The organism is Streptomyces sp. NPDC041200 (assembly GCF_055591805.1).
The window spans coordinates 17,847-42,261 of sequence record NZ_JBVIZF010000044.1 but is presented as its reverse complement, the minus strand read 5'-3'; the positions used below and the strand labels follow the sequence as shown (position 1 = coordinate 42,261).

The window sequence follows — 24,415 nt, the reverse complement described above, 5'->3', positions numbered from 1 at the left end:
CGCTCACTGTGCTTCGTCACCGCCGAAGTAATCGACGCACACGGCACGGTGGTCCCCGACGCCGACCACCTGATCGCCTTCCACGTGTCCGGAGGGTCGCTGGCGGGCGTCGACAACGGCCGCCAGGAAAGCGCCGAGCGCTACCAGGCCAGCACGCGCACCGCCTTCCACGGCAAGGCCCTGGCCATCGTCCGCTCCGGCACCAAACCCGGACACCTCACCATCACCGCCCGCTCAACGGGACTACGCAAAGCCACCGCCACCCTCCGCGCCACCGGCGGAACCGCCGCCCGTGTCACCCCCACCCCACCGTTCAGCCCCGGCCCGGGCCCGGCCGCGCCCACCTATCCGCTGGCCGACGCCAGCTACTCGGGCTCGCCCACCACGCTGCCCGCCGCCATGCTCGACGGCGACCCGGCCACGGGCTGGTCCAACGCCTGCACCAAGGTGGCCACTTCGCTGCTGCCCGCCTTCAACGGAGCCAGGAAGACCGACTGGGTCTCGGTGGCCTGGGCCAAGAAGCGCCGGGTGCGCCGCGTCGAGGTGTCCTTCACCCTCGACGCGACCCACACCCTGCCCGCCTCGGTCACGGTCTCCTCCTGGGACGGCCACCGCTTCACCCCGGTCCGCGACGCGCACACCACCTGGGCCGAGGCATCCGACACCCCGACCGTCATCACCTTCGCCCCCGTCCGCACATCACGGCTGCGGCTGGATCTGGTGAGCGCCCGTCCCGGGACCGCGGACGGCGCCCAGCGGATCACTAGGCTTGAGGTCCTGGACGATTAGGACACCCCCCGTCGCGGGCACGGTGCGTATGTCGAGTTACGCCCGTTTCAGCAGGAGGAGTGGGGATGGCGGAGGTTCGCGGGGAGTTCATCCGTACATTGCCCGGCGTCCTGGAAGAGCATGCGAGGCGGGCGGGGGACCGGACGGCGTTCCAGGATGCCCGGCGGGCAGTGACGTACGCGGCTCTGGAGGAACGTACCGGGCGCCTGGCGGGCCACCTGGCACGGCTGGGTGTGCGGCGCGGCGATCGGGTGGCGCTCCCCTTGGGCAACCGCGTGGAGATGATGGAGGGTTACCTGGCGGTGCTGCGGGCGGGGGCGGTGGGGGTACCGCTCGATCCGCGGGCCACGGACGCGGAGCTGGCGTACTTCCTCGAGGACAGCGGCGCGACCGCGATCATCACCGAGGAGGGGCTGCTGCCGCGGATCGCCCGGCCCGCGGACGGCCCGCCGCGCGTGACGGTCGTGGTAGCGGCCACGGACCGCCTACCCGGCGATGCCCCCGCGGGGGCGGCCCTGTTCGAGGCGCTGGCCGGCACGGACCCGGGCGTCCCGCCCCGGGACGACCTCGGTCTGGACGAACCGGCGTGGATCCTCTACACCTCGGGCACCACCGGCGAGAGCAAGGGCGTGGTCTCCAGCCAGCGCGGCGCCCTGTGGTCGGTGGCGGCGGCCTACGTGCCGCGCTTCGGCCTCCAGCGGCAGGACCGGTTGCTGTGGCCGCTGCCGCTGCACCACGCCATGGCCCACTCGCTGTGCCTGCTGGGAGTGGTCTCGGTGGGAGCGAGCGCGTACCTCCTCGACCGGGGCGCGAGCGTCGCGCGGGCACTCGCCGAACGGCCGTTCACCGTTCTGGCCGGAGTGCCCGCCGTCTTCCACCTGCTGATGGACACGGTACGGAACGGTGTGCGGCCGCTGCCCGGCCTGCGCTTGTGCGCCACCGGGGGCGCGCCGTGTCCCCCGGCGCTGCGGGCGGAGGCCGAGGAACTGCTGGGCGCGCCACTGTTCGACGGCTACGGCGCCACCGAGGCCTGCGGGAAGATCACCGTCAACGGGTTCGGCAGGTTCCACACCCCTGACTCCAACGGTCTGCCGCTGCCGGGCGTCGACGTGCGCGTGGCCGATCCCACGACCGGAGACGACGTCGTCGACGGCGACGAGGGCGAGCTGTGGGTCCGTGGCCCCAACCTGATGCTCGGCTACCACAACCGCCCGGATGCCACCGCCGAGGTCTTCCACGACGGCTGGTACCGCACCGGGGACCTCGGCCGCCGCCTGCCGCACTCCGGTATCCAGGTCACCGGCCGTCTCAAGGAACTGATCATCCGCGGCGGCCAGAACATCAACCCGCCCGAGGTGGAGCAGGTCCTGCTCGGCTGCCCGGACATTGCCGACGCGGCCGTCGTCGGCAGCCCGCACGACGTACTCGGCGAGGTGCCCATCGCCTTCGTCGTCCCCGGCTCCGGATCCGGCGGTGTCGACACCGGGCGGGCGCTGGCCGCCTGCCGGGAGCGGCTGTCGGCTTTCAAGGTGCCCGACGCGGTGTACGAGGTCAGTTCGGTGCCCCGCACCTCCTCCGGCAAGCTCATCCGGGCGGACCTCGTGCGACAGCTCGCCGGGCGCCTGACCACGGCGCGCGATTCCGCGTCGGCCGCACTGCGCGAACGGCTGCTGCCGCTGCCTCCGGGCGGCAGGTACGACGCCGTGCTGCGCCTCGTCCTCGACGCCACGGCAAGCGTGTGCGGCGTTCCCGAACCCGGTCCGGAGCCGGACCGTCCCTTCACCGCGCTCGGGCTCGCCTCCCTCGGGGGCGTACTGCTGCGGGACCAGCTCGGCGCGGCGACCGGCCTCGACCTGCCCGCGACCCTGGTGTTCGACCGGCCGACCCCGGCCGACGTGGCGGACCATCTGCTCACCGCGCTGATCGGCGGAGGTACGGCGCACAAGGCCGGGGCGGCGGCGGTCGTGACGCCTCGCACCTCCGCCGAGGAGCGTGAGGATCCGGTGGTCATCGTCTCCATGGCCTGCCGTTACCCCGGGGACGTGAACTCGCCGGAGGACTTGTGGCGGCTGGTCACCGAGGGCACGGACGCGACCTCGGACTTCCCCACCGACCGCGGCTGGGCGCTGGAGGGGCTCTTCGACCCCGATCCGGACAGGCTGGGCACCTCCGTCACCCGACGGGGCGGCTTCCTGCACCGGGCTGCCGAGTTCGACGCGGCCTTCTTCGGGATGTCCCCGCGCGAGGCCCTGGCCACCGACCCGCAACAGCGGCTGCTGCTGGAGACGGCCTGGGAGCTACTGGAACGGGCCGGTATCGACCCGGCAGACCTGCGCGGCGGCGACACCGGCGTCTTCGCCGGGATCATGCACGGTGACTACGGCCGCCGGTTCATCCACCACGGCCCGCACGAACTGGAGGCCCACCTCGCGCTGGGCTCGGCGGGCAGCGTGGCATCAGGCCGCGTCGCCTACACCCTGGGCCTGCGCGGACCCGCCGTGACGGTGGACACCGCCTGCTCCTCGTCGCTGGTGGCGATGCACTGGGCGGTGCGGGCCCTGCGGTCGGGAGAGTGCTCACTGGCCATGGCCGGAGGCGTCACCGTGATGGCGACACCCAGCCCGTTCGTGGCGTTCAGCAGGCTGCGGGGCCTGGCGCCGGACGGCCGGTGCAAGCCGTTCTCCGCGGCCGCCGACGGCACGGGGTGGGGTGAGGGAGTCGGGCTGGTGCTGCTGGAACGACTCTCCGACGCCCGCCGCAACGGCCATCCCGTACTGGCCGTCCTCCGCGGCTCCGCCGTCAACTCCGACGGTCCGTCCAACGGGCTGACCGCGCCCAGCGGCCCGGCCCAGGAGCGAGTGATCCTGGCCGCCCTGGCGGACGCGGGACTGTCCCCGGCCGACATCGACGGGGTCGAGGCCCACGGCACGGGTACCGCGCTCGGCGATCCCATCGAGGCCCGGGCGCTGATGGCCGCGTACGGCCCCGGCCGGACCGGCGGCCGGTCGCTGTGGCTGGGCGCGCTGAAGTCGAACATCGGGCACAGCCAGGCCGCCGCCGGGGTCGCGGGGGTCATCAAGACCGTCCTGGCCATGCGCCACGGGCGGCTGCCCCGCACCCTGCACACCGGCGAGCCGTCGCCCCAGGTGGACTGGTCGTCGGGCGCCGTACGGCTGCTGACCCGGGAGGAGGAGTGGCATCCGGCGTCCGGCAGCCCACGCCGTGCCGGGGTCTCGGCGTTCGGCATCAGCGGGACCAACGCGCACGTCATCGTGGAGGAGGCCGCCCCGGAAGACGCGGCCCAGGCTGCGGCGGCCGGTACCCCGGGGCCGCTCCCGGACGCCCCTGACCCCCTTCCCCTCAGGTCGTCGTCGCTTCCGCTGCTGCTCTCCGCCGCGAGCCCGCGGGCGCTGCGCGCGCAGTCCCGGCAGATCGCGGCGCGCTTGCGCGCACACCCCGAAGCGGACCTGGCCGACGTGGCGTTCTCCCTGGCCACCACGCGCGCCACGCTCGCGCACCGGGCGGCGCTGCCCACCGCGGACCGTGCGGTGCTGCTGACCGCGCTTGACGCGCTTGCCACGGACGGGCCCGTCCCGGCGCCGGTGTCCGCCGGGCGGCTGGCTCTGATGTTCAGCGGGCAGGGCGCTCAACGGCAGGGCATGGGAAGGGAGTTGTACGCGGCCTTCCCCGTCTTCGCCCAGTCTTTCGACGCCCTGTGCGAGCGGTTCGACGAAGTCGGCGGCCTGGAGCGTCCCCTGCGCACCGTGCTGTGGGCCGGGCAGGGCACCGGGGACGCCGATCTGCTGGAGCGGACGGATTTCTCGCAGGCGGGCCTGTTCGCGTTCGAGGTGGCGCTGTTCCGGCTGCTGGAGTCCTGGGGGGTGCGGCCGGACTTCCTGGCGGGGCACTCCGTCGGTGAACTGGCGGCTGCCCACGTCTCGGGCATCCTGTCGGAAGCGGACGCCGTCGAACTGGTCGGTGCCCGGGGGCGACTGATGCGCCAACTGCCCGCGGGAGGTGCCATGGTGGCCCTGGACGCCTCCGAGGAGGAGGTGGCGGAAGCTCTGGCGGATTTCCCAGAGAGCACCGCCAGCACGGACAGCGTCGCCATCGCGGCCGTGAACGCACCTCGGTCGGTCGTCATCTCCGGAACGGAGGCGCCCGTGTCCACCGTCGCGGCGCGGTTCGCCGCGCGCGGTCGCCGCACCACGCGACTTCGGGTGTCCCACGCCTTCCACTCGCCGCTGGTGGAGCCGATGCTCGCCGCGTTCGGGCGGGTAGCCGCCCGGCTGGCCTACCGGTCTCCGCGCGTCCCCGTCGTGTCAGCACTCACCGGCCGGTCGGCCGCCCGGGACGAACTGTGCTCCGCCGCCTACTGGGTACGGCACGCCCGTGAGGCGGTGCGCTTCGGTGACGTCGTACACCGGCTTGCCCAGGACGAGCGGGTGACCGCCTTCGTGGAGATCGGGCCCGGCGCGCAGCTCACCACGGCGGCCACGGCGGGTCTGGCCGGAACGAGTGAAGAGCCGGTGTGCACGGCCACCGTACGGGCCGGTGAGCCGGAACCGGATACGGTTCTCGACGCGGTGGCCCGACTGCATGTGCGCGGGCTGCCGGTGGACTGGCGCGGGGTGTTCGCGGGCAGCGGTGCCCGGCGGGTGGACCTGCCGACGTACCCCTTCCAGCGGAAGCGCTACTGGCTGGCCGACACCGCCGGTCCGGCGCCGGGCGCCGCGGGCCCGGCGCCCGCGCCGGACGGCCATCCGATGCTGGACCAGATGACCACCGTGCCCGGCACCGAGCGTCTGCTGTGCACCGGCCGACTGTCCACGGTGGACCAGCCGTGGCTGCTCGATCACGTCGTCGCGGGCCATGTGCTGCTGCCCGGTGCCGCGTTCGCCGAGCTGGTGGTCCACGCGGGCGACGTGTGCGGAACGGAGGTGCTGGAGGACCTCGCGCTGCTCGTCCCGCTGGTACTGCCCGCCGCAGGCGACCCGGTGCGGATTCAGGTGACCCTCGGAGAGCCGGACGCGTCCGGCCGCCGCTCAGCCGACGTGCACTCCCGCCCCGCGGACTCCGGTGCGCTCGGCGCCTGGACCCACCATGCGACCGGACGGCTCGGCCCGGTCACCGGTCCCCGTGGGCCCGCCCGCGACGCCATCGTGTGGCCGCCCCCGGACGCCGCACCCGTCGACCTCACCGGCGCCTACCGGCGGCTGGCGGACACCGGCTACGACTACGGCCCGGCGTTCCAGGGCGTGACGGCCGTATGGCGGCGGGACGAAGAGCTGTTCGCCGAGGTGGAGTTGGCGGAGCCGGTGGGCGCGGACGCCCGGCGGTACGGCATCCATCCCGCGCTGCTGGACGCCGCCCTGCACGCCCGGCTGCTCGCCGCGCCGCCCGAGGGCGGCGGCGCCCGGCTGCCCTTCGCCTGGCGCGGCATGACCCTGTTCGCCGACGGGGCCACGGCCGTACGGGTGCGGATCCGCGCCACCGGCGAGGACACGGTCACCGTCGACCTCGCCGACCGTACGGGCCTGCCGGTACTCCGGATCGAGTCGCTCACCACCCGGCCGCTCCGGGAAGCCGGGAAGGCGGCGGCCGGGACCCTGTACCGCACCCGGTGGACGGACATCCCGGCCACCGCCGTACCGGACGCACCCGCGCCGGCCGTGGCGGCGCCCGACGACCTGGGCCTGGGCTCGGTCCTTCCCGTCGCCGGCGGGGGTCCGCTCGTCGTCTCCCTCGCGGCCTCCTCCGGGCCCCCGGCTCCGCTCCCCCACCGGGTCGGGGGGCCGGTCGCGGAGGCACACGCCCTGACCGCCCGCGCCCTGGACCTGCTGCGGACCAGGCTGTCCGCCCCCGGGCCCCACCTGGTCGTGGTGACGCGTAACGCCGCCTCCCCGTCGCCGGACCTGGCCGCCGCCGCGGTGTGGGGTCTGTTGCGCACCGCCCAGTCGGAGTTTCCCGGCCGCCTCACCCTCGTGGACGTGGACGAGCGGCCGGAGTCCCTGCGTCTGCTGCCCGCCGCCATCGCCACGGGTGAACCCCAGCTCGCCGTCCGGGAAGGCACGGCACGCGTCCCCCGGTTGGCCGCCGCCCCGGCCCCCGCCGCGCCAACCCCCGCCGACGCGGCCCCGCTCCGCGGCACCGTTCTGATCACCGGCGGCACCGGGGCACTCGGCGGACTGCTGGCACGGCACCTGGCCACCCGTCACCAGGTCGGACATCTGGTGCTCATCAGCCGCCGTGGCCCGGCGGCACCGGGCGCGCGGCGGCTACGGGCCGCACTGGAGGAGACGGGAGCCCGGGTGGACGTGATCGCGTGTGACACCGCCGACCGCGACCGGCTCGCCACCGTGGTGGGGAAGTACGCGCCGGACCTGACCGCGGTCGTCCACGCCGCCGGAGTGCTGGACGACGGCGTACTGGAGGCACAGACGCCCGAACGGCTCACGGCCGTGTTCGGTCCCAAGGCTGACGCGGCCTGGCATCTCCACGAGCTGACGCGGGATCTGCCGCTGTCGCACTTCGTGCTGTTCTCCTCGGCGGCCGGACTGCTGGGCAACCCCGGCCAGGGCAACTACGCCGCCGCGAACGCCTTCCTCGACGGGCTCGCACTCCACCGCGCCGCTCTCGGCCTGCCAGCGCTCTCCCTCCTCTGGGGGCCCTGGGCGGACACGGAAGGCGACGGCGACGGCGGAATGGCTGCCCGCACGGAGCGGGCCGGACACGGCCCGCTCCGCACCGTCTCGGCCGAACAGGGCCTCGCGATGTTCGACACCGCGCTGGGCATGGGCGAAGCGGTGCTGGCTCCGTTGCCGCTGGCCCCCGCCCCGGCCACCGGCACCGCCGGCCCACCGGTCCCGCCGCCACTTCGCGGACTGATCCGCACTCCCCGCCCGGCCGCCCGGTCCGTGGCCGACGGCGCGAACACCGCCGAGGGGACGGCACACCCGGTCGGCTGGCGGGACCAGCTGGCCTCGCTGCCCGAGGCCGACCGGGCGTCCGCGCTACGGGCGCTGGTCCGCGAGGAGGCCGCCCAGGTTCTCGGCCACCCGGACGCGACCGACGTGGACCCCGGCGGCCACTTCGGCGATCTGGGCTTCGACTCCCTCACCGGTGTCCTGCTGCGCAACCGGCTGAGTACGCTCACCGGTCTGCCGTTGCCCGCGACGGTCACCTTCGACCGGCCCAGCGTCGCGGAGCTGGCGGAACACCTGCTCGCGGAGCTGGGCCACGCGCTGCCCGGAGAACCGATGGCCACCGTGGCGCCCCGCACGGGGCCGCGGAATCAGACCACCGGGGCGGGGTAGGTCGGGTACTCCACACCGGAGACATGCTGGACGACGCGGATGACCTGGCAGGAGTAGCCGAACTCGTTGTCGTACCAGAGGTAGAGGATCGCGTTGTCACCCTCGACCTTCGTGGCGCCCGCGTCGATGATCGAGGCGTGGCGCGAGCCGATGAAGTCGCTCGACACCGCGTCCGGGGCGCTGATGAAGTCGATCTGGCGCTTGAGCGGCGAGGTCAGCGACACATCGCGGAGGTGGTCGAGGACCTCCTCGCGGGTGGTCTCGCGCGCGAGCTGGAGGTTGAGGATCGCGATCGAGACGTTCGGCACCGGGACCCGGATGGAGCTGCCGGTGATCTTCGCCTTGAGGTCGGGCAGCGCCTTGGCCACGGCGGAGGCGGCGCCGGTCTCGGTGATGACCATGTTGAGCGGCGCTGACCGGCCGCGGCGGTCGGAGTTGTGGTAGTTGTCCAGCAGGTTCTGGTCGTTGGTGAACGAGTGGACGGTTTCCACGTGGCCGCGCTCGACGCCGTACTCGTCCGCCATCGCCTTCAGCGGCGGGACGATGGCGTTGGTGGTGCAGGACGCGCAGGACAGGATCTGCTCGTCCGGCTTGATGGTGCTGTGGTTGACGCCGTGAACGATGTTGGGAACGTCGCCCTTGCCCGGCGCGGTCAGGACGACCTTGGCGATGCCGGGCCGCAGGTGCTTCGACAGGCCCTCGCGGTCGCGCCACTTACCGGTGTTGTCGATGAGGATGGCGTCCTTGATGCCGTGCGCCGTGTAGTCCACCGACGTCGGGTCGTCGGAGTAGATCACCTTGATCTCGTTGCCATTGGCGACGATCCGGCTGTTCTCCTCGTCGACCGTGATGGTGCCCTGGAACTGGCCGTGGATGGAGTCACGGCGGAGCAGCGAGGCGCGCTTGACGAGATCGTCGGCGGACTGGCCGCCGCCTCCGCGGACGACGATGGCGCGCAGCCGCAGGCCGTTGCCGGACCCGGCCTTCTCGATGAGCAGGCGGGCCACGAGCCGCCCGATGCGGCCGAAGCCGTAGAGGACGACATCGCGTCCCTCGCGGCGCTCGATCTTGTTGGCACCGGTGGCACCGGCCACCGCCTCGGCGGTGAACTCCGCCACCGACAGACCGCGGTCGTCGGTCTTGTGCGTGGCGGCGAGCATACCGATGTCGATCTGGGACGGGCCGAGATCGAGCGTGGTGAGGGCCTGCAGGAACGGCAGCGTCTCGGTGACCGAGAGTTCATCACCGGCGATCTGCCGGGCGAACCGGTGGGTCTTGAGGATGCTGACCACCGACTTGTTCACCAGGGAGCGGCTGTGAAGCAGGACGTTGACGTCTCGCTCCCGGTGCAGCTTCCCGATGATCGGGATCATCGATTCCGCGATTTCCTCGCGGGTGTTCCAGTTGGTGAACGAGTCCTCGTTGACAGTCACAATTCATCTTTCGAGCTAGACGGCGCTCATATGGTAACCCGCCTGCACCTTTGATCAGCCACGAGGTGTCGCCGGGCCCCCGGGCTCGCGGCGACACCTCCTGGCAGGTCCGGCCTCCGGGGATGTCTAGCCGTGCTCGGCGGGCATGCCCGCACACGTCCGACAGGGACAGTGCGGACAGCCCACGGAGTGCAGGAAACGCGGCGGACCGGCCGTGGACCCGCAGATGAGGCAGGTCAGCTCACCGTCGTCGGCCACCACCTCCTCGTACGCCACGGGGATCATCCGGTCGTCCGCGCCGATCCGCTTGTGGGGCGCGCCGACGGCGAGGATCACATGGTCGGTGATCGCGCCGACCGCGTGCGGGATGCCGCCTTCGATCAGGAGGGTCTGTCCGGCGTGGGTCTCGTAGATGCGGCCGCCGTAGGTCATGGTGCCGATACCGGCCACGATGGTCAGGATGTGGTGGCCGGGGTGGGTGTGCGGGACGAACCCGGCGCCCGCGGGCAGCCGGATCAGATCGGCGCCGATGTCATCGTTGGTCACCAGTTCGCGCCCGCTGACCGACGATGTGCCGTGCACCGGAACCGGCAGCGCGGCGTGTTCCACGTGCAGCCCGGTGTGCTCGGGGCTCAGCGTCTTCTTCGCCCACGTGGCGATCTTCAGCGCGGGCTCGGTGTCCTGGTTCCGCATGTCACTCCCTCGGTTGTGAATCCCATACGACGCCGCCCAGGTCATGGCGGCCGGATCGCAGCACGGAGAAGCCCACCGTGGCCGGGTGGCCGGTGCGCGGCTGCCGCACCCAGGTCCAGCGGTCGGCACGGGCGGTCCCGTGGTCGTCCGCGAGACAGCGCCACAGGTAGTCGAGCGCCCATGGCGTGCCGTTGGTGGTGGAGGTCGGGATGGGGGCATGGGGCAGCAGGCGCAGCCCGCCGCCCCCGGACTTCCACCACACGCCGAACTGGGGCGTAGCAGACATATCGCCTTCGGTGGCGCAGATCTCGGCGGCGAGTGCGACGTGTTCCGAAAGGGGCCACTGGGACCGCAGATACGCGCGCCACCGGGCCTTCTCCGCTTCCGGCAGGGGTGTCCCGGCCCCGTGCGCGCGCACGTGTTCGCGCAGGAAGTCGAAGGCGGCGAAGACGGGCTCGTCGCCGGTGGGGACCGGCTCGTCCACGGCGTACGGCGCGATCGCGCGCAGCGCCCGGTGCAGGTCAGACGAGGGCAGGTCGGGCGAGAGCGCGGGGCCGGTACCGGGGCCGAGCAGGGTCCGGGCGGTGGCGGCGGCGTAGCGCAGCAGCCGTTCGTAGCGGACGGCGGAGATCCGCCGTACGGCCAGGGTGCGGCCCATCGCGGTGCGCTGCGGTTTGCCGGTGGCGGTGGCGAGGAAGCCGCCCCACCGCACGGCTGCGGGACGTACGGCGGACCGCTCGCACACGGTGCGCACCGCGTCGAGGGTGTCGGCGGGAGGGCCGTCGGCGACGAGGCCGACCTCATGGCCGAGCGCGGCCTCGGCGACGGGGACGGCGGCGAACCGGCCGCGCATCCCCGCCCCGTGCCAGGTGCGCTCCACGTCCAGCGGATAGTGCTTCTCGCCGCCGCGGTCGATGCGTTCCTTGGCGCGGCCCCGCAGGACGAGCAGTCCGTCGCGCAGCTCTCCGAGGTCGCCGGTGCGCAGCCAGCCGTCGGGGGTGAGGGCCTGGGCGGTGGCGGCCGGGTCACGCCAGTAGCCGTCCATCATGTCCGGTGTCCTGATCCATACTTCGCCGGATTCGAGCCGCACTTCCGTGTCGGGCAGCGGGAGTCCGACCGGCGGGAAGCGGTCCAGGTACTGCGCCGTGAAGTCCTCGCCGCCCAGCTCGGGCATGGTGAAACTGAAGTTGACCGCTTCGGTGAGCCCGTACCCCTGGCGGAGCCTGGACCCGTAGCGCTGGTGGAAACGGCGGGCGAGGTCGCCGGTGAGCGGGGCGGCCGCGGTGATCAGGTAGTCCAGGCCGTCCGGCCAGCCGGGACCGGCCTCCACCAGCTCCGTGAGCAGGGCGGGGACGATCGAGGCGGTGCGGGCGCCGCCCGCCGCCAGGTCGCGCAGATAGCGTTCGGGGTCGAAGGCGGTGTGCAGGACCAGCGGGGTGTGCGTGGTGTGGGCGCCGATGAGCGACATCACGAGGGCGTTGCAGTGGTACAGCGGCAGACAGGTGCCGTGCGGACGGTCGGGGGCGAAGCGGTGCAGCCGAGCCGTCTTGGCGGCGTTGCCGAGGACGGCGCGACGGCTGAGCATCACGCCCTTGGGGGTGCCGGTGGAGCCGGAGGTGAACATGATGAACGCCAGCTCCGCCGCCCCGGGATCGGGCTCGGCGGGCGCCCCGGGAAGAATCCGCAGCCCGATCGGGTGCGTGCGGTCGGCGCAGGTGTCGATCACGGCCGAGGCCTCCACCCGCCGCACGGTGGCGGCCAGTTCCGCGTCGGAGGTGCGCGGGTGTTGCGGTACGGCGACCAGCCGCCGGTCGAAGCAGGTGAGCAGGGCCCCGGCCAGCGGCTCGCCGTGCGGCAGCCGGATGACGACGCGGGCGCCCGCCGGAAGCGCGTCCAGGCCGAGCAGCTCGGCTCGGAAGCGTCGCGCCAGTTCCGTCGTGTCCAGCGCGGCTCCGTGCGCCACGGATGTCATGCGTTCTCCGTCCCTCGGGCGGTGCGGTCGTGGCGGCGCAGCGCTTCGGCGAGGAGGTGGCCGAAGTCGCCGATGTGCTGGTGCTGCATGATCCGCTCGTGGTCGCTGTCGACTTCGTGCAGCGTGAGCGCGCCGGTCACCAGCGGGCGCCACGCCTTCTCCAGCGCCGGGCGGTTTCCGGCCGCGGCCACGTGCACGGCGTCGCCGTCGAGGGCGGGGGGCCGGTAGGCGCGCAGGATCCGGGCGTTGTTCTTCGCCACCGCGACGATGCGGCCGATGTCCTCCTCGGTGAGGGTCGCGAGCGCGCTGCCCTCGGTGCGGAGCAGGGCGGTGACGGTGGCGAAGTCCAGCCTGCCGGGCGGGAATCGCCGCTCGTCGTGGCCTGCGGCGGTCACCAGGATGCGGTGGACGCGCTCCTCGTCGATGGGCGCGCCGGGTGCTTCGCCGCCGTCGTCGCCGTCTCCGGTGGGTGGCAGGGCGTCGACGACGCACACCAGCCCCGGTGCGACGCCCAGCTCCCGTAGCCGTACGGCCATGGCGTGGGCGACGACTCCGCCGAAGGACCAGCCCACCAGGTGATACGGGCCGTGCGGGCGCACCGACCGCAGCTCGTCCACGTACCGCTCGGCCATCTCCTCGACGCTGGAGGGCAGTTCGCCGATGCCACCGGGGCCCTCGCCCCGCAGGGCGTAGAGCGGACGGTCGCCGTCGACGTGGTGCAGCAGCCCGGCGTACAGCCAGCCGATACCGCTCAGGGGGTGCACGCAGAACACCGGCGCCGCCTCGCCGGTGGCGCGGTACGCGATGAGGTGGCCCCGGGTGGTGGGGGTGCCGTCGTCGAGGCGCGCGGCGAGCGCGGCCGGGGTGGCGGCCTCGAACAGGTCGCGGATGGAGGGCCGCAGGCCGAGGACCTCGCGGACGCGGGTGGCGAGCCGGGTGGCGCTCAGCGAGTGGCCGCCCAGGGCGAAGAAGCTGTCCGTGGCGCCGACCCGGTCCACGCCGAGCACCTCGGCGAACAACCGGCACAGCGTCTCCTCCCGGAGCGAGCCGGGGGCCCGGCTGCCGGTGCCGCTCCCCCAGTCCGGCTCCGGCAGCGCGCGCCGGTCCACCTTGCCGTTGCGGGTCAGCGGGAGGCGGTCGAGCGTATGGAGGCGGGCCGGGAGCATGTAGCCGGGCAGCCGGGCGGCCAGGTGTGCGCGCACGGAGTCGAGGTCGACGGGTGAGGTGGGAACGAGGTAGCCGACCAGCCGCCGGTCGTCCGGGCCCATGTCCCACACGGCCACCGTGGCGGCCCCGACCTCGGGGTGTGCGGCCAACGCCGCCTCGATCTCGCCGAGTTCGACGCGGTGGCCGCGCAGTTTGATCTGGTCGTCGTCGCGGCCGTGGAAACGCAGTGTGCCATCGGCCCGCCACGAGGCCAGGTCACCGGTGCGGTACATGAGCGTGCCGGGCGGGCCGAAGGGGTCGGGGACGAAGCGCTGCGCGGTGAGCGACGGGCGGTGCAGATAGCCGTGGGCGACGCCCGTGCCCGCCAGGTACAGGTCGCCGATGGCGCCGGGCGGCACGGGCCGCATCCGGGGGCCCAGGACGTACGCACGCGTGTTGGCGACGGGTCGGCCCAGGGGTACGCCGGGCTCCTGGGGGCCGGTGACGGGGTGGCAGGCCGACCAGACGGTGGTCTCGGTGGGGCCGTAATAGGCGAACAGCCGACAGCCGAGGTCGGTGAGGGTTTCCGCGAGCGGGCCGGGGACGGCCTCGCCGCCGATCACCGCGCGCATGCCGCGCAGCACGTCCGGCCGCCGGTCGGCCAGGGTCTGCCACCGCGAGGGGGTGGCCTGCATGACCGTGACGTGCTGCCGGGCCAGCAGGGCGAGCAGGGCGTCCGGGTCGCGGAGCGTCGCGGAGTCGGCGACCACGGTGGCGGCGCCGGTGACCGGGCCGAGGAACAGCTCGGGCACCGACATGTCGAAGTTGGCGGGGGCGGCGGCCAGGACGCGGTCGCCTTCGTGGACACCGAGGCTGTGGCGCATGGTGGCCAGCAGGTTGGCCAACGCCCGCCGTGGGACGACGACGGCCTTCGGGTGGCCGGTGGAGCCGGAGGTGTGGATCGCGTACGCGGCGTCGTCGGGCAGCAGGGCCGGGTCGGGTGAGGGGGCGAGTGTCCACGGATCGCCCCCGGTGTCCGGGGCGCCCCCGGTGTCCGGGGCGCGCAGGACGAGGAGGGGGCGGGCGTCGGCGAGCAGGGCGGCGATCCGGTCGGGAGGCAGGCCGGGGTCGTACGGCAGATAGGCGGCGCCGGTGGACATCACGGCCAGGCACGCCGTGATCAGGCCGGTGTCACGCGGCAGGCCTACGGCGACCAGTCGGCCGGGGCCCGCGCCACGGTCCCGTAGCGTCCGGGCCAGGTCCGCGACCCGTTCGGCGAGCTGCCGGAAGTCCAGCGTCTCCGTGGCGCCGATCAGGGCGGGCGCGTGCGGGGTACGGCGGGCCTGGGCCGTGAACAGCTCGACCACGCCCGCCCCGGCCGTCTGATGTGCGGTGTCGTTCCAGGTGGTGACGGTCCGGCGCTCCTCGTCCTCCGTGAGCAGAGGCAGGTCCGCGACGGGCCGGTCGGGGTCGGCCACGGCGGCGCGGAGCAGCCGGGCCAACCGCTCGTTGAGCGCGTCCGCCGTCCCCCGGGTGAACAGGTCGGCGTTGTACTCCAGCACCCCGGACACGCCCCCGGGCGCGCCGGTCGCGTCGTACTCCTGGCGCAGGCTCCACAGCAGGTCCAGGCGTGCCCTGTCGCCGTGCACGGCCACCTGCCGCGCGGTGATCCCCGGCAGGTCGATGTCGGCGCTCCCGGTGTCCTGGAAGGCCAGCATCACCTGGAAGACGGGGTGGTGTGCGGTGGAGCGCGGCGGATTGAGCAGCTTCACCAGCTGCTCGAACGGCAGCTCCTGGTGGTCGAAGGCGTCCAGGTCGGCCGTGCGCACCCGGCGCAGCAATTCGGCGAAGGAGGGGGTTCCCGACAGGTCGGTGCGCAGGGCGAGTGTGTTGACGAAGCAGCCGATGGTGTCGTGCAGTGCCGCGTCGTGGCGGCCGCCGACCGCCGTGCCGATCGGGATGTCCTCACCCGCGCCGAGCCCGGACAGCAGGGCGCCGAGCGCGGCGTGCAGCACCATGAACACGCTCGCGTCGTGTGCGCGGGCGAGGGCGGTGAGCCCTCGGTGCAGTTCGGCGTCCATCGCCAGCTCGACGGTGCCGCCACGGTGCGAGGTGGCCGGCGGGCGCGGGTGGTCGGCGGGCAGGGACAGCACCTGCGGGATGCCGCTCAGGGCGCGTGTCCAGTACGCGGCGTCGGCCTCGGTGGACAGCTCCCGCTGCCACAGGGCGAAGTCCGCGTACTGCGCGGGCAGCGGCTCCCACCGGGGAGCGGCGCCGGAGGCCCTGGCCCGGTAGGCGGCCGACAGGTCGCGGGTGAGCGGGGTCAGCGACCAGCCGTCGGCCGCGATGTGGTGCGGCAGCAGCATCAGCACGTGACGGTCGGGGCCCAGCACGTACAGCGTCGCCCGCAGGGGCACTTCCGTGGCCAGGTCGAAGGGGCGGGCGGCGTCGGCGGCGAGCCGCTCGGCGAGGCGTGCTTCGTCGGCCCCGTACCCCTCCGCCTCGTCCAGCACCACCGTCTCGAAGGGCGGTTCGGCGGGGGTGGTGGGGCGCTGCCAGGGCTCGCCGTCGTGGACCTCCACCACGGTGCGCAGGATCTCGTGGCGCGTGAGGACGTCCATGAGCGCGGCGCGCAACGCCTCGGTGTCCAGCGGGCCGTCGAGCGTGAAGGCGAAGGGCATGTGGTACGTCGGCCCCGCGTCCTCGAAGTGGTGGAGGAACCACAGGCGGCGCTGGGCGAACGACAGCGGGACACGGGCGGGCCGCAGTCCGGGCCGCAGCGGCGGGCGCCCTGCCGGACGTCCGGCCCGTGCCCGGTGGGGCTCGCGCCGCGCGGTGACGCGCGGGGCGAGCGCGGCCACGGTGGGCGCGTCGAACAGCGTGCGGATGGCGAGGTCGACGCCGAGGCCCGCCCGGATCTTGTTGATGAGCTGGGTGGCGAGCAGCGAGTGGCCGCCGAGGTCGAAGAAGCCGTCATCCACGCCGACTTCGGGTATGCCGAGCGTTTCGGCGAAGGCGCGGCACAGGAACCGTTCCAGTTCGGTGGCGGGAGCCCGTCCGGCCCCGGTGCGCAGCCCCTCGGTGGGCGCGGGCAGGGCGCGCCGGTCGAGCTTGCCGTTGCGGGTCAGCGGCAGCCGGGCGATCGGCACCACGAAGCCGGGCACCATGTATCCGGGCAGGTGGTCGGCGGTGTGCTGGCGCAGCGCGGCGGGGTCGAGGCGGGTGTCCGGGGTCGCGGGGACGGCGTACGCCACGAGCCGTACGCCGCTCGCTCCGTCGCCCGTGCCGTCGCCCGGGGCGTCTTGGGCGGCCTGGGCGATGACCGCGGCCTGGACGACATCGGGGTGGCGCTCCAGGACGGCCTCGATCTCGCCCGGCTCGATCCGGAAACCGCGCACCTTCACCTGCTGGTCGGTGCGGGCCAGGTACTCCAGCGTGCCGTCCTGCCACCGGCGCGCCAGGTCTCCAGAGCGGTACATCCGGGCGCCGGGCGGGCCGAGGGGGTCGGCCACGAAACGGGTCGCGGTCAGGGCCGGGCGTCCCAGGTAGCCACGGGTCACACCGGGGCCGGAGAGGTAGATCTCGCCGGGGCACCCGGGCGGCACGGGCCGCAGCGCGTGGTCGAGCAGGTGCAGCCGCAGGTCGGCGAGTGGTTCGCCGATGGCGCTGCGGGTGTCGGCCGGGTCGGTCAGTTCGGCGTACGTGGAGTGCACGGTGGTCTCGGTGATGCCGTACATGTTCACCAGCCGGGGGCGGCCGTGGATGCCGGGGCCATCGGGATACCAGTGGCGGATCCGGCGCGGGTCCAGCGCCTCCCCGGCGAAGACCACGACGCGCAGCGCGTGCCGGGGCGGACCGTCGGCTTCCCGCGCCATGTCCGCTTCCGCCTGGGCGAGTTGGTAGAACGCCGACGGCGTCTGACACAGCGCGGTGACCCGCTCGCGCACCAGCAGCTGCCACATCTCGCGCGGCGACCGGCTGACCGTGTGCGGTACGACGACGAGCCGCCCGCCACGCCCGAGCGCCGCCCACAGTTCCCATACGGACACGTCGAAGGCGTACGAGTGGAACAGGGCGTGCACATCGTCCGGGCCGAAGCCGAACCGCTCATCGGTGGTGTCCAGCAGCCGTACGACGTTGTCGTGCGTGACCACGACGCCCTTGGGGGTGCCGGTCGAGCCGGAGGTGTGGATGACGTAGGCGGTGGTGTGCGGGTCGGTGCACCGGCCTAGGTCACCGGCCGGGCCGGTGGCCAGGGCGGCGGCCGTCTCCGGATCGTCCTCCGGGTCGTCCAGCAGCAACCGGTCCTGGCCGGGTGGCAGCAGGGCGGCGGTGTCGGAGGTGGCCACGGCCAGCGGCGGGTCGGCCTCGTCGAGCACATGGCGGACGCGCTCGGGCGGAGTGGCCGGGTCCAGCGGCACATAGCCCGCGCCGGACTTGAGTACGGCGAGGACGGCGGTCACCAGGTCGGCGCCGCGTGGCAGGGCGAGGGCGACGAGTCGGCCCGGGCCCGCGCCGCGCGCCACGAGTGCCCGCGCGAGACGGTTGGCCCGTTCGTTCAACTCCCGGTAACTGAGGGTGCGTTCGCCATCGGTCAGGGCGGGGGCGCCGGGTCGCATCGCGGCCTGCGCCTCGAACAGCGCGGGCAGGGTGACCCGGCCCGGTGTCCGCTCGGTGTCGGCCAGCGGCTGAGGTGTCCGCTCGTCCGGCAGCAGGAGGCCGATGTCGGCGAGGCGGGCGCCGGGCGTGGCGGCGATACGGCCGAGCAGCGCGCCGAGCCGGTCGAGCAGGCGCCGGGCGGCGTCCGCGTCGAGGACGCCGGTGTGGTGGTCGAGCCGCAGGCCCAGCCGTGTCCCGTCACCGGGGAGGACGATGAGCGACAGCGGATAGTGCGTACCGTCCATCACCCGCAGCCCGCTGATCTCGATCCCGGGCGCGACGTCGCGCAGCACATCGGCGTCGAGGGGGTAGTTCTCGAACACGACCAGGGTGTCGAAGAGTTCGCCGTGTCCGGCCAGGCGCTGCAGCCGGGTGAGATCGGCGTACTGGTGCTCGACGACGGCGAGCTGCTGATCGCGCAGCGCGCGCAGCGTCTCCTCGACGGTGCGGGCGGGGTCGAGGCGGACCCGCACCGGGATGGTGTTGATCAGCAGGCCGACGATGTTCTCCACACCGGGCAGCTCGGGCGGGCGGCCGGATACCGTGGCGCCGAAGACGACGTCGTCACGGCCGGTGTGGGCGCCCAGCAGCATCGCCCAGCCGAGCCGGACGAGCGTGTTGACGGTCAGCCCGTGCGTACGGGCCGCCCGCCGCAGCGCGTCCGTCACCCCGGCGTCCAGCTCGGCGTCGGCCTGGCCGTGGTCGTCGGCGCTCTCCCGGCCGCGCTCACCACCGACCAGGGTGGGGCCGTCCAATCCGGACAGGACACCGCGCCACGCGGCCTCGTCGGCCTCGGCATCGCGCGTGGCGAGCCAGTCCAGATATGCGCGGTAGGGCGTGGCGGCCGGGGGCGTCGCGCCCGCGTAGAGGGTGAACAGCTCCCGGACCGCGATCGGCCAGGACCAGCCGTCCAGCAGGATGTGATGAGCCGTCAGCACGAAGACGTGCCGCCCGCCGGGGGCGCGCAGGAGAGTGGCGCGCAGCGCGGGCGGCCGGGCGAGGTCGAACCGCACCCGCCGGTCCCGGTCGAGGAAGGCGTCCTCCTCCGCGGGGGAGGCCACCCGCTCTTCCCGCCACGGAACGTCGATGTGGTCCGGCACCATCTGCACGGGCCTGCCGAGGGCGTCCGGGCGGAATCCGGCGGCCAGATTCGGGTGCCTGCGCAGCAGGGCGCGCAGTGCCTCGCGCAGCGAGGTGGCGTCGAGATCGCCGGTCAGCTCGAAGACGAACTGGACGAGATACGGATCGGCGCCACCGTCTTCGCCATGGTCGTACTGGGAGTGGAACAGCAGCCCGTGGGCGAGGGGCGCCAGGGGCAGCGCCTCGCCCTCATGGTCCGCCACGGGTGCCACCGGTCGCTCGTCCGCACCGGCGGCCAGCGCCGCGAGGTGGTCGAACCAGCGCCCGGCCAGGTCCGCCATGTGCGCGTCGTCCAGCAGCCGGCCGGCCCAGGACCACATGGCGGTGAGCCGGGGGCCTTCGGGGTGGTCCACGATGACGGAGTCGAGTTCGACGGCGTGCGCCAACGGCAGCTCCGGCGACGCGCCGGACGCGAGCACGCTCCCGTCCGGGCTCCAGTCCCGTTCGCCGTCCGCCTCGAAGCGGCCGAGGTAGTTGAAGGCGATCCGGGGCGCGGCCGGTGCCGCCAGCCGGGTGGCGGTGTCCGGGTTGAGGTGGCGCAGCAGGCCGTAGCCGAGGCCATGGGCCGGCACGTCGCGCAGTGCCGCGCGGACCCGGGCCACGGCCACGTCCCAGGGCGTGTCCCCGTCCCCCGCGTCGAGCAGCACCGGGTGGATGACGGTGAACCAGCCGACCGTGCGCGACAGTTCGAGACCGGCGGCGAACTCCTCCCGGCCGTGGCCCTCCAGGTCCAGCCCGACGGCCGTCTCCCCCGCGCCCCGCCAGTCCGCGACGGCCCGGACGAACGCGGTCAGCAGCAGGTCGTTCAGCGAGGCGCCGAACGCGGCGGTGGCCCGCTCCGCCAGGGCCGAGGTCAGCGCGGCCGGAAGGGTGCGGGTGTGGTGGCGGCGCGTGGCCTCGGTGTCCCGCGCCGGGTCCGGCCGCTCCGGCCGCCGCTCCGTCTGGAGGTGGCCGACCGCGTTGGCGACCTGGGTCCAGTACGGGAGTTCGGCCAGCACCGAGGCGTCCCGGGCATGGGCCGCCAGCGCCCTGCTCCACCGCCCGAACCCGGTGCCGACCGGCGGCGGCGCCGGGGTCCGGCCGTCGGCCAGCGCGCGCCAGCCGTCGCGCAGATCGTCGAGCAGGATCCGCCACGACACCCCGTCGACGGCGAGGTGGTGCACGGTGAGGACGAGCGTGCCGGACCGGTCGGCTCCGGCGTCGAACCACTCCGCGTGGACGACGCGCCCCTCGGCGGGATCCAGCCGCTCTCCGGCCCGCGCGGCGTGCTCCCGTACGGCGTCCTCCAGCGCCCGCCGGTCCAGCCCGGACGCGTCGTGCCGGACCAGCGCGATCCGGCCGCCGGGTTCGGTCCGCAGCTCCCAGGAGGAGTCCCGCGCCACCAGTCGGAGGCGCAGCATGGCGTGGCGGTCGAGCAGCCCGTCGAGGAGGGCGCGCAGCCTCGGCAGGTCCAGTGCGGCGGGGGTACGCAGCGCCATGGACTGCGCGAACCCGGTGACGGGCCCGCCGCGTTCGCGCAGCCAGTGCATCACGGGGGTCGGCTCCACCGCCGGGTCGGTGTCGGTGTCGACGCCGGTGTCGCTCGGGACGGTGTCACTCGGGACGGCGGCGCCCGGGCCCGTGGGCAGCGCGGACCTGTCGGCCACGGTCGCGGCCAGCTCCGTGACCGTGGGGTGGCGGAAGACGTCCTGCGAGGTGAGCGGGAGCCCTGCCCGGCGGGCCCGGCTGACCAGGTGGATCGCCAGGATGCTGTCGCCGCCCAGGGTGAAGAAGCCGGTGTCCGGCGGGATGTGCTGCTCGTTCAGGACATCGCGGAACAGCGCGGTGAGCGTCTCCTCGGCGGGCGTGCGGGGCGGCCGGTCCGTGGCGGCGCCGTCGGTGTCATCCCCTTCCCCGGTGTCGCGTCGCGTGGTGGGCGGCGCGGGCAGGGCGGCGCGGTCGAGCTTGCCGTTGCGGGTGAGGGGGAGCCGTTCGACGGGGACGATGGCCGACGGCACCATGAACGCCGGAAGGTGCTCGGCGGCGTGGCGCCGCAACGCGTCGGCGTCGGCCGCCCCGTCCGCTTCCGGGTGCGCGGTGACGACGTACGACACGAGCCTGCGCTCACCGGGCCGGTCCTCGCGGAGCACGGTGGCGGCCCGGGTCACGGCGGGGTGGCGGCACAGGGCGGCGTCGACCTCACCGGGTTCGACCCGGAAGCCGCGCAGTTTGACCTGGCTGTCGGCGCGGCCCGCGAAGTCCAGGGTCCCGTCCGGGTTCCAGCGCGCGAGGTCTCCGGTGCGGTACATGCGGGCGCCGGGCGGGCCGGCCGGGCAGGCCACGAACCGCTCCGCCGTGCGGCGCGGCGCGGCGAGGTAGCCCCGCGCGAGCCCGGTGCCGGAGAGGTAGACGTCGCCGGTGACACCGGGCGGGACGGGACGCAACGCGTCGTCGAGGAGGTGCACATGGGTGCCGTCGAGCGCGGTGCCGATGGGGATCGAGGCGGTGTCCTCGGGGAGATCGTCCACCGGGTGGCGGGTGGCGAAGACGGTGGTCTCGGTGGGCCCGTAGCCGTTGACGACGGCAGGGGCCCGGGGCGCGGAGCGGACGCGCCGTACGGCCTCGGGTGCGACCACGTCGCCGCCGGTCCACACCTGGCGGACCCCGGCGAGGCAACCGGGGTCCTCCTCGGCTATCGCCGCGAACAGGCCCGCCGTCAGCCAGAGTCCGGTGACACGGTGGGTGGCGATGACCTCGCGCAGGACGCTGAGGTCCGTACGGCCCGGCGGGGCGATGACGATCTCGCCGCCGGTGAGCAACGGCACCCACAGTTCCAGGGTGAGCGCGTCGAAGGCGTGCGGGGAGTGCAGCAGCACCCGCTCCGCGCCGCCTTCGTCCCACCAGCGGTCGGCGGCGAGCCGTACGAGATTGCCGTGGGTGACGGCGACGCCCTTCGGGGTGCCGGTCGAGCCCGAGGTGTACATCACGCACGCGAGGTGCTCCGGGCGCACGGTCACCGGAGGGGAAGGCGGCGGGGCGGACGGCTGGTCGCCGAGGACGAGGGTGTGGTGCCCCCGGTCGCGGAACCACACGGCGATGTCGTCGTCCCGGGTGGTGGCGTCGGTGACCAGGAACCGCGCCCCGGCTCCGGCGGCGATCGCGGTCAGGCGGCTCGTGCCGTCCGCGCGGTGCAGCGGCAGATACGCGGCCCCCGCCTTGACCACGCCCAGCACGGCGACGACGAGTTCGGGCGAGCGCTCGACGAGCAGGGCCACCGGTGTCTCGGCGGTGACACCCGCAGCGATCAGCCGGGCGGCGAGGGCGGTGGCGCGGTCGTCGAGCTGCCGGTAGGTGAGCCGTTCGCCGGTGGCGGCCGAGCGCACGGCGAACGCCTCGGGCGTGGCGGCGACATGGTCCTGGAACCAGGTGAGCGCGGTGCGCCCGGGGTCGGTGTGCCGCTGCGGCTGCCCACTGCCCGCCGTACGGACGCGGTCGCGCTCGTCGGCCGAGGTGACGGCGTAACGTGCCACGGGGGTCCGGGCCGGGCGGGTGGCGGCCTGGCGCAGCACCCGCAGGAAGCGGTCGCTGGCGTCGCGCAGCAGCTCCGGGGTGTGGTTGGCCGGGTTGGCGTCGGCGTCGATGGTGAGCGGACCGTCGCCACGGTCGTACGCCACCAGGGACAGGTCCTCCGAGGGCGGCGCCTGGACGTTGTGCACGGTGGCGGTGGCGGGGCCGAAGCGCAGACCGTAGGCGAAGCGCTGGATGTTGAGCACGGGCCCGAAGAAGCGCCGCCCGTCCTGCGGGTATCCGAGGTCGCGGCGCAGCTGTTCGCCCCGGTAGCGCTGGTGCCGCTGGACGAGGGCGATCGCCTCGTCGGCCCGGGTGGCCAGCTCCGTGAAGGGGGCGGCGGGGTCGACCCACAGCCGCAGCGGCAGCACATTGGCCGACATCCCGGGCACCTGGCGGCTCTGCTCGCTGACCCGCCCGGTGACCGGCAGGCTCAGGACGACGTCCCGGCTCCCGGTCATCGCGTGGACGAACACGGCGGTCGCCGCGATGACCAGCCGCGACCAGCGCTGCCCCATGTCCTGGGCGGCCGAGCGCAATTGGGCGAACTCCGCCGTGGGCAAGGTGCTGGTCAGCCGCAGCGAGGCGGCGGGCACCGGGGCCGGGCGGGCGGCCAGGCTCAGGAATTCCGGATGCCCTTCCATATGGCCGAGCCACCACCGCCGGTCGGCCTCCCACTCCGGTGAGGCGCGGTAGGCCCGGTCCTCGTCGAGGACCGCCCGCAGCGGGGTCCAGCCGCCTCCGGATATCGGGCCGCCGTCGAGCAGGCCGCCGTAGAGGTCCGCTACGCGGCGCGAGAAGAGCGTCATGCCGAAGCCGTCGAGGGCGATGTGATGCACCCGCGTGAACAGCAGATGCCGGTCGTCGCCGATCCGCAGGACGGCGCCGTCGAACAGCTCACCCTCGGCCAGGTCGACGGGGAGCGACAGCTCCTTGCGCATCCAGTCGAGGGCGCTCCCGTACGGGTCGGGCTCGTGGCGCAGGTCGCGTACGGGGAAGGGGACGGGGCGCGGGCGCGTCACGCGCTGGACCGGCCGTCCGTCCGGCGCCTCGGTGAAGCGGACGTGGAGGGCTTCGGTCTCGCGCACGGCCTGCTGGACGGCCGCCACGAGGACACCGGTGTCGAGGGTGCCGGTGATGTCGGTGTACTCGCCCCAGAGATAGGGCGAGGACAGGTCGGGCCGGGACCGCTCGGCCAGCCATACGCCTGACTGCGCCTCGGAAAGGGGGAGTTCGGTGCCGGTTTCGTCCAGGGCCATGAGGTTCCCGCCCGGTCGCCGTGTGACGACCTCAACGTAGAAGTGGCTTCACAGGGCGATTTGCATCAGTCGTCGGGCTGTTCGGGCACGGGGGCCGTTCGGCGGTGTTCCGATCTTGTCCGGTCGCCGGAAGACTAACAGGCGAGTAAAGCCATCGCAAAGGGATGGCAATGGAGAGGATCATCACTCCGTGCCGCCGGAGCGCGGCAGAACGCGCCGAGGCGCGACAGATCACGCCAGCTCACAGCCCTGTCACGCCAGCTCACAGTCCTGCATCAGCAACTCGGCCATCAGAAGGGCCGATTCGCTCCGCCACGCCGACGAGCACACCTGAGCCCTCGGCCGCCCCTCCCTCCCCTGCTTGCCCACCGGCCGACCTCGGAACACCTGACCGCGCCGCCCGCTCGTGAGCAACCGTCCCATCCGCAAACGCGGCAGGGCGAGGGCACGCACGGAACCGCC

At 73.9% G+C, this 24,415-nt stretch carries 6 protein-coding genes; 2 read left to right on the top strand and 4 right to left on the bottom strand.

Annotation, left to right across the window (positions count from 1 at the left end):
- Both ACZ6CL_RS38845 and ACZ6CL_RS38840 read left to right on the top strand, forming a co-directional pair.
- The coding region (locus ACZ6CL_RS38845; RefSeq protein WP_468945276.1) for a discoidin domain-containing protein at positions 1 to 789 on the top strand (789 nt) is incomplete at its 5' end.
- Positions 790 to 854: 65 nt separating this feature from the next.
- A complete protein-coding gene (locus ACZ6CL_RS38840; RefSeq protein WP_468945274.1) occupies positions 855 to 8,105 on the top strand; it encodes a type I polyketide synthase in 7,251 nt (2,416 codons plus the stop codon).
- Here the strand turns inward: ACZ6CL_RS38840 and ACZ6CL_RS38835 are convergent.
- From ACZ6CL_RS38835 to ACZ6CL_RS38820, 4 genes are all read right to left on the bottom strand, one after another.
- Positions 8,084 to 9,538 carry a glyceraldehyde-3-phosphate dehydrogenase gene (locus ACZ6CL_RS38835; RefSeq protein ID WP_468945271.1) on the bottom strand — a complete coding sequence of 485 codons (1,455 nt, stop codon included), beginning with the start codon at positions 9,536 to 9,538 and terminating at the stop codon, positions 8,084 to 8,086. The genes ACZ6CL_RS38840 and ACZ6CL_RS38835 overlap by 22 nt on opposite strands.
- A 126-nt stretch (positions 9,539 to 9,664) precedes the next feature.
- Positions 9,665 to 10,231: a cupin domain-containing protein gene (locus tag ACZ6CL_RS38830; protein ID WP_468945269.1), complete on the bottom strand. Its 567-nt coding sequence runs from the start codon at positions 10,229 to 10,231 to the stop codon at positions 9,665 to 9,667.
- Between the two features lies 1 nt (position 10,232).
- Positions 10,233 to 12,203 carry a class I adenylate-forming enzyme family protein gene (locus ACZ6CL_RS38825; RefSeq protein ID WP_468945266.1) on the bottom strand — a complete coding sequence of 657 codons (1,971 nt, stop codon included), beginning with the start codon at positions 12,201 to 12,203 and terminating at the stop codon, positions 10,233 to 10,235.
- Positions 12,200 to 23,953 carry an amino acid adenylation domain-containing protein gene (locus ACZ6CL_RS38820; RefSeq protein WP_468945263.1) on the bottom strand — a complete coding sequence of 3,918 codons (11,754 nt, stop codon included), beginning with the start codon at positions 23,951 to 23,953 and terminating at the stop codon, positions 12,200 to 12,202. The genes ACZ6CL_RS38825 and ACZ6CL_RS38820 overlap by 4 nt, the downstream gene beginning before the upstream one ends.
- Positions 23,954 to 24,415 lie beyond the last annotated feature (462 nt).

Bases quoted from the DNA above. Each gene is read 5' to 3' on its own strand.
- ACZ6CL_RS38840 (WP_468945274.1), top strand. From the start codon at position 855: ATGGCGGAGGTTCGCGGGGAGTTCATCCGTACATTGCCCGGCGTCCTG.
- ACZ6CL_RS38830 (WP_468945269.1), bottom strand. From the start codon at position 10,231: ATGCGGAACCAGGACACCGAGCCCGCGCTGAAGATCGCCACGTGGGCG.
- ACZ6CL_RS38825 (WP_468945266.1), bottom strand. From the start codon at position 12,203: ATGACATCCGTGGCGCACGGAGCCGCGCTGGACACGACGGAACTGGCG.
- ACZ6CL_RS38820 (WP_468945263.1), bottom strand. From the start codon at position 23,953: ATGGCCCTGGACGAAACCGGCACCGAACTCCCCCTTTCCGAGGCGCAG.